13 protein-coding genes are annotated in these 14,928 nt (G+C 61.3%); 9 read left to right on the top strand and 4 right to left on the bottom strand.

The window, feature by feature from the left end:
* Positions 1-182 precede the first annotated feature (182 nt).
* From GC1_RS10760 to GC1_RS10750, 3 genes are all read right to left on the bottom strand, one after another.
* The gene (locus GC1_RS10760) at positions 183-1,214 is read right to left on the bottom strand and encodes a permease (protein WP_019297249.1); all 1,032 of its coding nucleotides are present in this window, start codon (positions 1,212-1,214) and stop codon (positions 183-185) included.
* Positions 1,207-1,518: an ArsR/SmtB family transcription factor gene (locus tag GC1_RS10755; RefSeq protein ID WP_019297250.1), complete on the bottom strand. Its 312-nt coding sequence runs from the start codon at positions 1,516-1,518 to the stop codon at positions 1,207-1,209. The genes GC1_RS10760 and GC1_RS10755 overlap by 8 nt, the downstream gene beginning before the upstream one ends.
* A gap of 73 nt (positions 1,519-1,591) precedes the next feature.
* A complete protein-coding gene (locus GC1_RS10750; RefSeq protein WP_029204918.1) occupies positions 1,592-2,344 on the bottom strand; it encodes a membrane protein in 753 nt (250 codons plus the stop codon).
* A gap of 106 nt (positions 2,345-2,450) precedes the next feature.
* Between GC1_RS10750 and pdxR the strand changes: the two genes are divergently transcribed.
* From pdxR to GC1_RS10705, 9 genes are all read left to right on the top strand, one after another.
* Positions 2,451-3,911, top strand: a complete 1,461-nt coding sequence (pdxR, locus tag GC1_RS10745) for a MocR-like pyridoxine biosynthesis transcription factor PdxR (protein ID WP_019297252.1) — start codon at positions 2,451-2,453, stop codon at positions 3,909-3,911.
* 266 nt (positions 3,912-4,177) lie between these two features.
* Positions 4,178-5,950, top strand: a complete 1,773-nt coding sequence (gene xsc / locus GC1_RS10740) for a sulfoacetaldehyde acetyltransferase (RefSeq protein ID WP_019297253.1) — start codon at positions 4,178-4,180, stop codon at positions 5,948-5,950.
* 4 nt (positions 5,951-5,954) lie between these two features.
* A complete protein-coding gene (locus tag GC1_RS10735; protein WP_019297254.1) occupies positions 5,955-6,701 on the top strand; it encodes a sulfite exporter TauE/SafE family protein in 747 nt (248 codons plus the stop codon).
* A gap of 43 nt (positions 6,702-6,744) precedes the next feature.
* Entirely contained in the window at positions 6,745-7,773 is a 1,029-nt protein-coding gene (gene pta, locus GC1_RS10730) for a phosphate acetyltransferase (RefSeq protein WP_036762338.1), read from the top strand.
* Between the two features lie 96 nt (positions 7,774-7,869).
* Positions 7,870-10,692, top strand: coding sequence for a molybdopterin oxidoreductase family protein (locus GC1_RS10725; RefSeq protein WP_019297256.1), 2,823 nt, complete (start codon positions 7,870-7,872; stop codon positions 10,690-10,692).
* Positions 10,689-11,453: a 4Fe-4S dicluster domain-containing protein gene (locus GC1_RS10720; protein ID WP_019297257.1), complete on the top strand. Its 765-nt coding sequence runs from the start codon at positions 10,689-10,691 to the stop codon at positions 11,451-11,453. The genes GC1_RS10725 and GC1_RS10720 overlap by 4 nt, the downstream gene beginning before the upstream one ends.
* Positions 11,453-12,340 carry a dimethyl sulfoxide reductase anchor subunit family protein gene (locus GC1_RS10715; protein ID WP_019297258.1) on the top strand — a complete coding sequence of 296 codons (888 nt, stop codon included), beginning with the start codon at positions 11,453-11,455 and terminating at the stop codon, positions 12,338-12,340. Before GC1_RS10720 ends, GC1_RS10715 begins: the two co-directional genes overlap by 1 nt.
* Positions 12,341-12,457: 117 nt before the next feature.
* Positions 12,458-12,919, top strand: a complete 462-nt coding sequence (locus GC1_RS10710; RefSeq protein WP_019297259.1) for a carboxymuconolactone decarboxylase family protein — start codon at positions 12,458-12,460, stop codon at positions 12,917-12,919.
* Positions 12,916-13,797 (top strand): sigma-70 family RNA polymerase sigma factor, encoded by an 882-nt coding sequence (locus tag GC1_RS10705; RefSeq protein WP_019297260.1) that lies wholly within the window; start codon positions 12,916-12,918, stop codon positions 13,795-13,797. The genes GC1_RS10710 and GC1_RS10705 overlap by 4 nt, the downstream gene beginning before the upstream one ends.
* 122 nt (positions 13,798-13,919) lie before the next feature.
* Here GC1_RS10705 and dapA read toward each other — a convergent pair whose 3' ends face one another.
* On the bottom strand, positions 13,920-14,792 hold the full coding sequence (gene dapA / locus GC1_RS10700) for a 4-hydroxy-tetrahydrodipicolinate synthase (protein ID WP_019297261.1): 873 nt from the start codon (positions 14,790-14,792) through the stop codon (positions 13,920-13,922).
* Between the last annotated feature and the right edge of the window lie 136 nt (positions 14,793-14,928).

Genomic DNA, 14,928 nt, shown 5'->3' with positions numbered 1-14,928 from the left:
ATCCTTGACGCGATTTCTTCAAACAAAAATCGGGAGTGGCCTCTGGGCGGCACCACAGTCCACCTCAGGCTATTGAGTAATGACTATCGGCGCCGCGCGAAAGCACGGCGCCTGGCCCAACGGGCAAACTGCAGTCTTCGATTGCTTCTCAGCAGGCGGGAGAGCCCTGCCCTCCGCGCACTTCAAACCAGCTGGAACAGAATACCCGACAGCACGGCACCGCTCACGCCCAGGCTCAGATAGGCTGCAAAAACCTTCGGTTTCACCAGCGACCAGACCGCCGCCATGGCGGGAACAGAGCTGACTGCACCCGCCACCATAAATGCCATGGCCGCACCTGCGCTCATTCCCTGCTCCATCAATCCCGCCAGCAGCGGTGGCGCGACATAGGAGTTAAGGTAGGCTGGCATGCCGACCAGTGCAGCAATGGCAATCGGCAGAACACCTTCACCTCCCACCAGCCCGGCGATCACATCGGCCGGAACATAGTGGACCAGAAGCGACTCCAGAACATAGGCCAGGGCCAGCCATTTCAGCAGGAACAGCCCATTGGAGACTAACTCTTCGCGGAACTTCACCCTGCGGTCGCCCTCGGTCCAAAAGCGCCAGCTCGGCTTGGAATCCGGCTTTGGCCCGCCGCAGCCGCAGCAGCTCTGGGTCTCCTGCTTGCGCAGCGGATTGGTGAATACACCCTGCCCCCGCAGCAGCTTGATGGCAAAGCCGCCAAACAGCCCCAACGCAACGGCAGCCACCGCCTTACCGATAGCGAAGGGCCAGCCCAAAGCCCCTGCGGTGATTAAAAGCGTCGGCGGGTCGATCAGCGGCGAGGACAGCCAAAAGGCCATTACCGCCGACAAGGGCGCGCCCAGCGCCAGCAGCCCGGCAATGAACGGGATCACTTCGCAAGAGCAAAACGGCGCCAGCCCGCCAAACAGCGCGGCGAGGAATATCATCCTAGTTTCACGGCCCTCAAAGGCACGGGCAACCATCATTTCTGCGCCCGTCGCCTTGAGATAGGCGAGCAGCAGCACAGCAAACAGGATGTAGCGGGCCGTACTGCCCAACGCTGTGAGGGCAAACTCCAGAACAGAACGGAAGTTGCCCGGATCAAGGACAGCAGCGCCTGCCAGCAGAGCAATGCTCAGAGCCCAGGGCGTCTTCAGCCCGTTGCCCAACAACTTCGCGCGGCGGGGGCTTTGTGTCAGATCAGCCATCGCTTGTCCCCTTTTTGCCTGCATCCGCGCAGCATTCCTGCAAGATGAAGCCGGCCAGCGCTTCCAGCCGTTTGTAGTCGGCCCGGCAGGAGGTGCTGCGCCCCTCGCGCGCCTGTACCACCACCCCTGCTGCAGCCAGGAACTTCAGATGATGCGCCAGCGTCGAGGGCGCAATGCCGGTGCGGCTCTGGATCTCCCCAACAGTCAGCCCGTGATCGCCTGCGCGTATCAGGCATCGCAGCACTTGCAACCTTGCTTCGGACCCCATGGCCGCAAAGCCCTGTGCAGCCTCTTCCCATTCCATGAATCCAACCCCTACTTGATTCGATATAACTAGTTTTATAGTGATAAAGGCGCATTGCAAGAGGAGAACACCGCTAGCCTATCGAAAGCTGCAAATGGATGTGATCGTCATGCCGTGCTGCACGGCAGCCCTGAAAACGCAGCTTGCTGGAACGCAATCCCAGCCGCTCCTGCAGATGCGGTTCCAGAAAAACCTTCTCAACCCTGCCGTCTGCCATCAAAACCTGCAGCAGGCGGCGGGTGCGATCCGTGTCTATATACAATTCCCGCCACATCGGCTGCAGCACCTGAAGATCCCAGCGCAGAGTAAACCAGGCACCGGGACACTCCGACGGCCCCTGCTCAAAGGCAAAATAGCCGATCGGAGACCTGGTAGCCTTGGGGCTGAAACCGGTTGCATCCGCATAGAAGAAAGCGAGATCCGCCTTGCGGCCATCATGGTGGGACAAGTGCGGAAGCAGCGGAAAGCCGGCAACGAACGGAAAATTCGCATCAAGAACCTGCGTGACAGTGCCCGGATAGTCTGCGTCCACCGCTGCTGCCGTGTCCTGCAGAACCTCCGCCAATTCCGGCGACACGTAGTTCCGGTTCATCGCGCAATAGAGCCAGGACTGCACTTGCAGGGAGCTATCTTCCCAGCAACTGAGGGCAACCCGCCCGAATTGCGGCGCAGCCCAAGTGGCGGACAGGCTGAGACCCGCGTAGAGCAAAACGAACGGCACCAGCCTGCGGCGGAACAAAAGTGCCCCAAGCCAGGCAATCCCCCCGAGCTGAGTGAGAAGTGTCAAAAGAACAACGATTGCCAGATGGCCAAGGAATTTAAACATGGCGGCACGCTGGCACCGCACGCCAGCCAGAGCAAGCTGCAGATTCCTCCAAACTGGCCCTAAGTCCAGATTGCGCCCCGTTTAGGTCCACCCTAAGGTGGCCTGCATGGCCATCTCAGTTGACACCTTCTTTCTGAACCCGGACGCCCAGGGAACCTTGCAGGCCCAGATCCAGGAAATGATTGCCGAAGGCATTCTGTCCGGCCGCTTCCGGGTTGGGGAGAAACTGCCGTCCTCGCGCAAGCTGGCAGCACACCTGGGCATCAGCCGGATCACTGTCACGCTGGCCTACACTGAATTGCTGGCCAATGACTACCTCACCTCACGCGGGCGGTCCGGGTATTTTGTCTCTGACAATGCACCGGTGCCGCCCTCCTATACGCCGCAGCAGAAAACTGGCGATACGCTTGACTGGGGCAAGGTGATGGCACGCAGCTTCACCGGCGGCGACACCCCGCGCAAACCGCAGGACTGGCGCGAATACCGTTATCCCTTCATCTATGGCCAGGCAGACGCCTCGCTTTTTGACCACGCCAACTGGCGGCTTTGCGCCCTGCGTGCATTGGGACAAAAAGACTTCTCTGCACTGGCCAATGACTATTTTGACCAGGACGACCCGCTGCTGATCGAATATATCGCCCGGCACACACTGCCACGGCGCGGGATCACGGCACGTCCAGAAGAGATCCTGATCACGCTCGGCGCCCAAAATGCACTTTGGATCACCTGCCAATTGTTGCTGAACCGCGGCCGAAGGGCGGCGGTGGAAGACCCGGCCTACTACACTCTGCGCGACCAGGTAGTACAGACCCGATGCCAGGTCGATTGTATTCCAGTGGATGAGCGCGGCCTCCCTCCCGGAAGCATTCCCGACGATACAAACGTTATCTTCTGCACGCCCAGCCACCAGAGCCCGACCACCTTTACGATGCCGATGGAACGGCGCAAAGAACTGCTTCAGCGCGCCAGTGAAATTGATGCCGTTATCGTCGAGGACGATTACGAGTTTGAGATGTCCTTCCTTGGTGCGCCCTCTCCATCACTTAAGTCTCTCGATACCGAAGGCCGGGTGATTTATGCGGGCAGTTTCTCCAAGTCGCTTTTTCCGGGTCTGCGGCTTGGCTATCTGGTCGGCTCGGAGCCATTTATCCGCCAGGCCCGCGCCTTGCGGGCCAGCGTGCTCCGGCATCCGCCCGGACACGTTCAGCGTACCGTCGCATATTTCCTCTCTCTCGGCCATTACGACGCGCAGATCCGGCGCATAGCCAAGGTTTTGCACGACCGGCGCGCCGTTATAGAGGATGCGATCCGCAAGCATGGATTGACCATTGCCGGCGTCGGCAGCTTTGGCGGTTCGGCTTTGTGGATGCAGGCACCCGAGGATGTTGACGCCACTGCAGTGGCAGAGCGGCTGCGCGCGAAAAGTGTGATCATCGAACCCGGGGCCCCCTTCTTTTCTGCGGAGCACCGCAAGCAGAATTTTTACCGGCTTGGCTATTCCTCGATTCCTGCAACCAGAATTGAACCAGGTCTGGCATTGCTGGCCCAAGCGCTGAAACAGCGCTGAGCGGGTTCCCTCCCCTCGCGCACCCAAGGTAAAAAAATGATACCAGAAGTATCATCTGTCGATACCTGATATTTTTGAGCTCCAGCAGGCGTGACCGGCTGAACCTTATGTGAAAAAACCGTCCGGCTATTTTCATGAGTCCATATTTGGACCTATTCCAGTGGATCAACTGGCCCTAACCGGACACACCACTGCCCCCTAAACCAGAGTCAATTCCCGGCAGTCTGGCCCGGGCGGAATATGCGTCTCACTCAGGAGCAAAACCCATGAAAATGACCACCGAAGAAGCCTTCGTCAAAGTGCTTCAGATGCACGGCATCGAGCATGCCTTTGGTATTATCGGCTCGGCCATGATGCCGATCTCCGACATCTTCGAGCCGGCGGGCATCACCTTCTGGGATTGCGCCCACGAGGGATCCGGCGGCATGATGGCAGACGGTTATACCCGCGCCACCGGCAAGATGTCGATGATGATCGCGCAAAACGGCCCCGGCATCACCAACTTCGTCACCGCTGTCAAAACCGCTTACTGGAACCATACCCCGCTGCTGCTGGTTACCCCGCAAGCCGCAAACAAGACCATGGGTCAGGGCGGCTTCCAGGAAATGGAACAGATGCGCATGTTCGCCGACTGCGTCTGCTACCAGGAAGAAGTGCGCGACCCGTCCCGCATGGCAGAGGTCCTGAACCGCGTGATCATGCAAGCCAAGCGCAACTCTGCTCCGGCCCAGATCAACGTGCCGCGCGACTACTTCACCCAAGTCGTCGACATCGAGCTGCCGGCGGTTGTTGATTTTGAACGCCCCGCAGGCGGCACCGATGCGGTCAATGAGGCAGCCGAGCTGCTTTCGAACGCAAAGTTCCCGGTCATCCTGAACGGTGCCGGCGTTGTTATCGGCGGCGCGATCCCCTCCTCGATGGCCCTGGCCGAGCGCCTGGACGCCCCGGTCTGCGTTGGCTACCAGCACAACGACGCCTTCCCCGGCTCGCACCCGCTGTTCGCTGGCCCGCTGGGCTACAACGGCTCCAAGGCCGGCATGGAACTGATCTCCAAAGCCGACGTCGTTCTGGCCCTGGGCACCCGCCTGAACCCGTTCTCGACCCTGCCCGGCTACGGCATCGACTACTGGCCGACCGACGCGAAGATCATCCAGGTTGACATCAACCCGGACCGCATCGGCCTGACCAAGAAAGTCACCGTCGGCATCGTCGGCGACGCCAAGCAGGTTGCAGACACCATCCTGGGCAAACTGTCCGGCACCGCAGGCGACGAGGGCCGCGACGAGCGCAAGGCGCTGATCGCACACACCAAATCCTCCTGGGCGCAGGAACTGTCCTCGATGGACAGCGAGCAGGACGATCCCGGCACCACCTGGAACGAGCGTGCCCGCGCTGCCAAGCCTGACTGGCTGTCGCCGCGCCGTGCATGGCGTGCGATCCAGGCCGGGCTGCCGAAGGATGCGATCATCTCCTCCGACATCGGCAACAACTGCGCCATCGGCAACGCCTACCCGTCGTTTGAAGAAGGCCGCAAATACCTGGCCCCCGGCCTGTTCGGCCCCTGCGGCTATGGCCTGCCGGCGGTTGTCGGTGCGAAAATCGGCTGCCCAGACGTTCCGGTTGTCGGCTTCTCCGGCGACGGTGCCTTCGGTATCGCAGTGACCGAACTGACCGCAATCGGCCGCGAAGAATGGCCCGCCGTGACCCAGGTTGTCTTCCGCAACTACCAGTGGGGTGCTGAAAAGCGTAACTCCACCCTGTGGTTCGACGACAACTTTGTCGGCACCGAGCTGGACACCCAGGTGTCTTATGCCGGTATCGCCAATGCTTGCGGCCTGAAAGGTGTTGTTGCCCGCACTCAAGAAGAGTTGACCGACGCCCTGCGCCAGGCCTGCGAAGACCAGAAAAAGGGTATCACCACCCTGATTGAAGCGATGATCAACCAGGAACTGGGCGAGCCCTTCCGCCGCGACGCGATGAAGAAACCTGTTCAGGTTGCAGGCATCAGCAAGGACGACATGCGTCCGCAGAAAGTCTGAGACCATGGATCTGCCCTTTGACCTGTCCACCGGCCAAGGGGCATTTCTGGCCGCCGCGTTATTCGCGGCGGCCGTTATCCGGGGCTTCTCAGGTTTCGGATTTTCCGCGATTTTCATCATTTTGGCAGCCTTGACAACCAACCCGCTGCCGCTGATCCCGGTGGTGTTTTCCTGCGAAATTGCCATGACCGTCTTTCAGGCACGGGACATCCGCCCGCATATCGACTGGAACCGGGCCATTGCCCTGCTGGCAGGCGCCGCCATCGCCACCGTGCCCGCCATCGCTATCATGGCGCGGCTGGGGGAGCAGGAAGCCCGGCTGGCAATCTCGAGCCTGATCCTGGTCCTCAGCCTGGTTCTGCTGAGCGGCTGGCAATTGGAGCGCCCTGTCGGGCGCAACGGCAATGTAGGCGTAGGTGCCATTGCAGGCATTGCCAACAGCGCCGGCGTCGGTGGCCTGCCCGTGGCGGCCTTTCTGACCGCGCAGCCGGTTCCGCCTGCGGTGTTTCGGGCCACGATGATCGTGTTCCTGACCGGCATTGACCTGATGGCGCTTCCGGTTATGGCCGCAAACGGACTGGTCGGACCGGAAACCCTGACGGGCATCCTACTGGCCTTTCCCATTCTGGGCCTCGGCATCTGGGCCGGGTCCCATAGTTTCAAGGCGGTCTCGCAAAGGCTGTTCCGCCGCGCGGTGGTTCTGATGCTGACCGCGCTTTCGCTGATCAATATCGCGCGGCTGGCGTTCTGATACCCGCCCTGCCCCGAAACCGTTGTTACAGGACCTGACCCTCGTGACCCAAACCTTGTCCCCGCTCGAACTGCTGAAGGCCGAAGCCCCGGCGACCCGTCCAGTTGTTGCGCTGAGCGAGGGCACTGACCCCCGTGTGGTTGCAGGCGCCCTGGCCGCGCATCAGGCCGACATCGCCGATGTGATCCTGGTCGGCCCGCAGGCTGAAGTCGAAGCCGAGCTGCAAGCCGAGGGCGCCGAAGCCAGCGAAGGCGTCGCGATCCACGACCCGGCCGCCTCGGATCTGACTGCAAGCTTTGCGGCAGAGTACTATGATCTGCGCAAACACAAGGGCGTGGATGAGGCAAAAGCCCGAGCTGCAGCTGAAACCCCGCTGGTCTATGCCGCCATGCTGGTACGCTTGGGTCATGCTACCGGCACCGTCGGCGGTGCCGTGCATACAACCGGCGACGTGGTGCGCAGCGCGATCCAAGTAATCGGTATGGCGCCGGATGCAGGCATGGTCTCTTCCTTTTTCCTGATGTACCCGCCTGCAAGCGCGCCAGAGGATGCCCGCGCGATGCTCTATTCCGACTGCGGACTGGTGATTGACCCAAGTCCCAATGAAATGATGTCGATCGCCGCTGCCTCAGCACAGTCAGCCAGCACACTTATGCGGGTGGATCCTAAGCTGGCCTTTCTCAGCTTCTCCACCAAGGGCAGCGCCAAGCACCCGGCAGTGGACAAGGTGACTGAAGCCCTGGCGCTGTTCCAGGACACACACCCGGACCTGCCAGCCGATGGCGAACTGCAATTCGATGCCGCCTTCGTACCGTCGGTGGGTGAACGCAAGGCACCCGGCTCCGGCGTCGCAGGCCAGGCCAACGTGATGATCTTTCCCAACTTGGATGCCGGTAACATCGGTTACAAAATCACCCAACGGCTAGGCGGCTACTCCGCCATCGGCCCGGTTCTGCAGGGACTGGCCAAACCCGCCAACGACCTGTCGCGCGGCTGCAGTGCCGAGGATGTCACCCAGATCATCGCCGTCACCATCCTGCAGGCTACGGGCGCCAAGCGCCCGGAAATTTGAACAAATGTTCCAAAAGACTAAACCGTTGCAGAACACTATTCCCATATTGAGGCTTTCCGTCATACGGTCGCCCGAAACACCCAACAGGACCCGCCCATGACTCATCAGCAGCCAATCCTGAACACCTCGCCTAAGGTTTCGGATGAGATCCGGAAGACCACCTGCTACATGTGCGCCTGCCGCTGCGGCATTAATGTGCATATGAAGGACGGCAAGGCCGCCTACATCGAGGGCAACCGCGACCACCCGGTCAACAAGGGTGTTTTGTGCGCCAAAGGGTCTGCAGGCATCATGCAGGTCAACGCCCCCTCTCGGCTGAGGGCGCCAATGATGCGAACCGGGCCGCGGGGGTCGGGGCAATTCAAGGAAATCACCTGGGACGAGGCGCTGGCCATTGCCGTGGGCTGGCTGGAACCGATCCGCCATGAGGCACCGGAACAGCTGGCGTTTTTCACCGGGCGCGACCAGTCGCAAAGCTTCACCAGTTTCTGGGCGCAAAGCTATGGCACGCCGAACTACGCCGCGCATGGCGGCTTCTGCTCGGTCAATATGGCGACCGCTGGCATCTACACCATGGGCGGGGCGTTTTGGGAATTCGGCCAGCCCGACTGGGAACACACCAAGCTGTTCATGCTGTTCGGCGTGGCAGAGGACCACGACTCCAACCCGATCAAGATGGGCATCGGCAAGATCAAGAAGCGCGGTGCGCGGGTGATCGGCGTCAATCCGATCCGCTCCGGCTATAACGCGGTGGCGGATGACTGGGTCGGCATAACTCCCGGCACTGACGGCCTGTTTATCCTGTCGATGATCCACGTGCTGATGAAGGCTGGCAAGATCGACCTCGACTATCTCAGCCGCTTTACTAACGCGCCCGTGCTGATCAACGCGTCAGAGGGGCCGGACAAGGGCCTGTTCCTGCGCGACGACGATGGCAAGATGCTGGTCATCGACCGCAATACCGGCCACCTGACCCCGTTTGACCAGCCCGGCGTGCGCCCGGACCTGTCGGCGGTCTACGAAAAAGACGGCGCCATCCATCGCCCGGTGTTCCACTTGATGGCCGAGCGCTACCTGGCGGATGAATACGCCCCTGAAGCGGTGGCGGACAAATGCGGCATCCCGGCGAAACGCATCCGCGCCATTGCCGGCGAACTGGCCCGCGTCGCCTTTGACGAGGCGTTTGAGCTGGATGTCGAATGGACTGACTTCCGCGGTGAGAAACACTCCAAGATGACGGGCCGCCCGGTCTCCATGCACTCGATGCGCGGGGTTTCGGCACACGCGAACGGCTTCCAGACCTGCCGCGCGCTGCATGTGCTGCAGATCCTCTTGGGCACCGTCGAGGTTCCCGGCGGCTTCCGCTTCAAACCGCCCTACCCCAAGCCGGTTGAGGCGCACCCGACGCCGCACTGCAAATCTACGCCCGACACCCCTCTGGACGGCCCGCACCTGGGCTTTGTCCGCGGCCCGGAGCACCTGGCATTGAAGGAAGACGGCAGCCCCGCACGCATCGACAAGGCCTTCACCTGGGAAAACCCAATGTCGGCCCATGGCCTCATGCACATGGTGATCTCCAACGCGCATGCGGGCGATCCCTACAAAATCGACACGCTGTTCATGTACATGGCCAACATGTCGTGGAACTCCTCCATGAACACCAAGGGTGTAATGGAGATGCTGACCGACAAGGATGAAAACGGTGATTACAAGATCCCGCATATCATCTACTCGGATGCCTATTCGTCGGAGATGGTGGCCTTTGCCGATCTGATCCTGCCCGACACCACCTATCTGGAGCGCCACGACTGCATTTCGCTGCTGGACCGCCCGATCTGCGAAGCGGATGCAGCGGCAGATGCCATCCGCTGGCCGGTGATTGAGCCGGACCGGAATGTCCGCGGCTTCCAGACGGTGCTGATCCAGCTCGCCAACCGGATGAAGCTGCCGAACTTCACCAACGAGGACCGGACGCCCAAGTGGAAGGATTACGCCGACTACATCGTCAACCACGAGCGCAAGCCGGGTATCGGCCCGCTGGCAGGCTTCCGCGGTGAAAACGGCGACAAGGAAGGCCGCGGCGCAGTGAACCCTGAGCAGCTGGACAAATACATCGAAAACGGCGGTTTCTACGTCGCCCACATCCCGGACGGCGCGGACTACTACAAACCTTGGAACACCGCCTATCAGGACTGGGCGGTGGGCATGGGCATCTATGACAGCCCGCAGCCCTATCTGTTCCAGCTTTATGTGGAGCCGATGCGCAAGTTCCAGCTGGCTGCAGAGGGCCACGGCGAACGCCAGCCCCCCGAGCATCTGCGCCAGCGGGTGAAGGACGTCATGGACCCACTGCCAATCTGGTACGAGACCGACCAGCAAGGCAACGAGGGTTTTACAGTCAACGCGCTAACCCAGCGCCCGATGGCGATGTACCACTCCTGGGGCACCCAAAACGCCTGGCTGCGGCAGCTGCATGGACGCAATCCGCTATATGTCCCAACCAAGCTGATGCGCGAGCATGGGCTGCAGGACGGCGACTGGGCCAAGGTCACCTCGCCGCACGGGGAAATCACCGTGCCGGTGATGGAGATGGCGGCACTCAATGACAACACCGTCTGGACCTGGAACGCCATCGGCAAGCGCAAAGGCGCATGGGCACTGGAACAGGATGCGCCGGAGGCCACCAAGGGCTTCCTGCTCAATCACCTGATCCACGAGTTGCTGCCCGCCAAGGGCGACGGCATGCGGTGGGCGAACTCAGACCCGATCACCGGCCAGGCGGCCTGGTTCGACCTCAAAGTCAAAATCGAAAAGGCCGCGACGCCTTCTGACCTGCAGGAAAGCCAGCCGGCCTTCCCGGCGCAAGAGTCCCCGGTCGGCACCGGCCCGAAAGAACTGAAGTGGAAAGTAGGCAAATGACCGAGCTCCCCAACTCCACAGAACGCAAGATGGGCCTGGTCATCGACCTGGACACCTGCGTCGGCTGCCATGCCTGCGTGATCTCCTGCAAAGGCTGGAACACGGAAAACTACGGCGCGCCGCTCAGTGATCAGAATCCCTATGGCGGCGATCCTTCAGGCACCTTCCTGAACCGGGTTCACTCCTATGAGGTGCAGCCCGCGGACGGCCATGCGCAGCTGATTCATTTCCCCAAGTCCTGCCTGCACTGCGAGGACGCGCCTTGCGTCACCGTCTGCCCCACCGGCGCCAGCTACAAGCGCGCCGAGGACGGCATCGTGCTGGTGAACGAGGACCACTGCATCGGCTGCGGCCTTTGCGCTTGGTCCTGCCCGTATGGCGCGCGGGAACTGGACTTGGCCGAGGGCGTGATGAAGAAATGCACCCTCTGCGTTGACAGGATCTATAACGAGAACCTGCCGGAGGTGGACCGCATCCCCTCCTGCGTGCGCACCTGCCCCGCAGGCGCGCGGCATTTCGGCGATCTAGGCGACCCGGACAGTGATGTCTCTAAACTGGTGGCAGAGCGCGGCGGCATGGACCTGATGCCGGAATTGGGCACCAAACCGGTAAATAAATACCTGCCGCCCCGCCCCAAGGACCAGATAGAGGAGCAGATCGACATTCTCGCCCCGCTGCTTGCGCCGGTTGCTGAGGAGCCGCAGGGCTTCATGGGCTGGCTGGACAAGGCCCTCGACAAACTTCCGGGAGGAGCGAACTGATGCATCCTGCACCCTCAGTCATCATCTTTACCACCCTGTCGGGTCTGGGTTTTGGCCTGCTGTTCTTCCTCGGGCTCGGTCAGCCAGCTGTGACCGGCACAGTAGCCTTCGTGTTCTATGCCATTGCCTTTGGCCTGGCCTGCGGCGGCCTGTTGGCCTCGACCTTCCACCTGGGCCACCCGGAGCGCGCCTGGCGCGCCCTCACCCAGTGGAAAACCAGCTGGCTCAGCCGTGAAGGCGTCTGCGCGGTCGGAGCTCTGATCGTCATGGGCTTTTATGCGCTTGGCGCGGTCTTCATGGACAGCCAGTGGACTCTGCTGGGCTGGATCGGTGCGGCATTGAGCCTGGCCACCGTCTTCACCACCTCAATGATCTACACCCAATTGAAAACCATCCCGCGCTGGAACATGGAATTGACGCCTGCAATGTTTCTGTCTTTCAGCCTGGCAGGCGGCGCGCTGCTGGCCGGAGCGGAGTCGGTGGCGCCCTGGCTGCTGGCCATCGCAGGCGCGGTGCAGCTGGCCTATTGGACCAAGGGCGATAAGGCGCTTGAAAACTCTGGCACCAGTCTGGGCACCGCCACCGGCCTTGGCGACCGCGGCGCGGTCCGCGCCTTTGAACCGCCGCACACCGGCTCCAACTATCTCTTGCGCGAGTTTGTGCATGTGGTCGGCCGCAAGCACGCGCAGAAGCTGCGGATGATTGCCTTTATCCTCGGCTTTGCCCTGCCGCTGATGCTGATCCTTACCCCGGTTCAGGGCATCGTGATCAAGCATGTGTTTGCCGCCCTCGCGGTGCTGTCACATCTCGCAGGCGTCGCCACCTCACGCTGGCTTTTCTTTGCCCAGGCCGAACATGTGGTTGGCCTCTACTACGGCAAACGCTGATATCTACCGGGGCGCCGATGGGGCGCCTCAATTTTTTGAAGTATTTTTTACCGTAGGTGTCACAAACGCCCTGGCTGCCTCGTCCTGTTCCTGAAGCGATTAGAAAGGAACAGAACTATGACCCAACGCCTAGACTACTTCGCCATTGCTCCCGAACTGTTCCAGCCGATGCTGGAGCAGGAGAAGCTGTTCAAGGACAGCACGCTGGAGCACAGCCTGGTGGAACTGGTGAAACTGCGGGCCTCGCAGATCAACGGCTGCGCCTTCTGCATCCACATGCACAGCCACGACCTGCGCGCACATGGTGAAAGCGAGGACCGGATGCAACTGCTGAATGCATGGCGGGAATCCTCTCTCTACTCGAAGAGGGAACGTGCCGCGCTGGCCTGGTGCGAAGCGCTGACGCGGGTGGAAACAACCGGTGCCCCGGATGCGGATTACGAGGAAGCAACCAGGCTGTTCTCTCCACGTGAGCAAGTGGTGCTGACACTGTTGATCAGCGCCATCAACGCCTGGAACCGCATTGCAATCGGCTTCCGCACCCCGCATCCTGCCGCTGAGGAGGCCAACGCCGCGTGACAGCTCAGGAAAGGGACGAAGGAACCGACGCGTTCCTGACAGCGCGGCCGCGATTGTTTGCGGCCGCCTACCGGATGCTGGGCACGGTCAGCGACGCCGAAGACATCCTGCAGGATGCGTTCCTGCGCTGGCAGACTGCACCCCGGAAGGACGTGCAGGACCCTACAGGCTACCTGATGCGGATCACCACCCGGCTGTGCCTGGACCAGCTGAAATCGGCCCGGGTGCGGCGCGAGACGTATCCCGGCGAATGGCTGCCGGAGCCTCTGCTGACCGAGGACGTGGCTGATCAGTTGGATCATGACGTCTCGATTGCCCTTCTGCTGGCACTGGAAACCCTTTCACCGCTGGAACGTGCTGCCTTCCTGCTGCATGACATCTTTGACAGCTCATACGGTGACATTGCCACCGCCCTCAACCGCACCCCTGACGCTTGCCGGCAGCTCTCTGCGCGGGCGCGGCGCAAAGTGCAGAAGCTGCGGCCAGAGCGCCCCGCGGACCCGGATCAGGGGCGGGAATTGACCGAGGCCTTCTTTCGCGCGTCCAGAACCGGTGACACAGCAACGCTAACCCAGCTTCTGGCGCAGGATGTGCAGCTGATCTCTGACGGCGGCGGCAAGGCGATGGCCGCCCTCAATCCGATTTACGGCCGGGACAAAGTGCTGCGGCTCATGGAAGGTATCGCACGCAAGTTTGCCAACACGCTTCCGAAACGCTGGCGTTTTTGCCGCCTGAACGGCCTCCCGGCAGTGCTGAACCAAGCGGAGGACGGTATCCTGCAGGCGACGTCTCTGGAAATCACGAATGGCAGGATCACAAAGATCTATGTGACCCGCAATCCAGACAAAACCCGGCATCTGGCTGGTGCTCTGGACTAAAGGGGTCAACCCCTCTTGTCCTAGTAGAGCAACTCAACCCGGAGTGTTTCAAACCAGAAAGAAGCAAAAAGGGCGGCACTCCAGTGGAGGCCGCCCTGACGGGTTCGATCTTTGGAGAGGAGTTACAGCAAGCCAGCGTGCAGCATGGCTGCATCAATCGCTGCTTTGGTGCTGTCTTCCAACGTGGTCAGCGGCGAACGCACCTCTTCGCTGCACATGCCAAGCTTGGACAGACCGTATTTCGCCCCTGCAAGGCCTGGCTCGATGAAGATCGCTTCATGCAGCGGCATCAGCCTGTCCTGATACTCCAGCGCCGTGGCATAGTCGCCTGCCAGCGTGGCGGCCTGGAACTCAGCACAAAGTTTTGGCGCAACATTTGCGGTCACCGAGATACAGCCAATGCCGCCGTGCGCGTTGAAGCCCAGCGCGGTGGCGTCTTCACCGGACAGCTGCACGAAGTCCTTACCACAGGCGGCGCGCTGCTGGCTGACTCGGGCCAGGTCGCCAGTGGCGTCCTTCACCCCGATGATGCGCGGCAGCTTGGCCAGCTCGCCCATGGTCGCAGGCGTCATGTCGACAACCGAACGGCCGGGGATGTTGTAAATGATGATCGGCAGCTCGGCGCAGTCATGGGCGGCCTGGAAGTGCTGCACCATGCCGCGCTGGGTCGGCTTGTTGTAATAAGGGGTCACAACCAGCGCCGCATCGGCACCGACCTTCTTGGCGAACTCGACAAAGCGAATCATCTCAACAGTGTTGTTTGAGCCTGCACCCGCGATTACCGGCACCCGGCCGGCTGCTGCCTTTACCGTTTCTGCGATGACCATCTCATGCTCGTCATGAGTCAGGGTCGGGCTTTCACCAGTGGTGCCGACAGGCACCAGGCCGGTAGAGCCTTCGGCAATCTGCCATTCCACCAGACGTTTGAGCGCATCCAGATCCAGCTCGCCGTTCGAAAACGGGGTAACGAGTGCTGGCATAGAGCCTTTGAACATGGGCACGCTCCCTTCGCTGCAGGTGCAGGCGGCAATCCGCCGCCGTCAAGATACGGAATGCCGGTGATTTGAGTTGATACCGGCACGCCAATGAGTAACGTTCAAGCCTCTATCCCCGGACCGTTGGAAAATGCAA

The organism is Leisingera sp. ANG1 (assembly GCF_000203975.2).
Classification (GTDB): Bacteria; Pseudomonadota; Alphaproteobacteria; order Rhodobacterales; family Rhodobacteraceae; genus Leisingera.
Note: the sequence above shows the minus strand (reverse complement) of the source record. Positions and strands in the feature narration are given on the sequence as shown.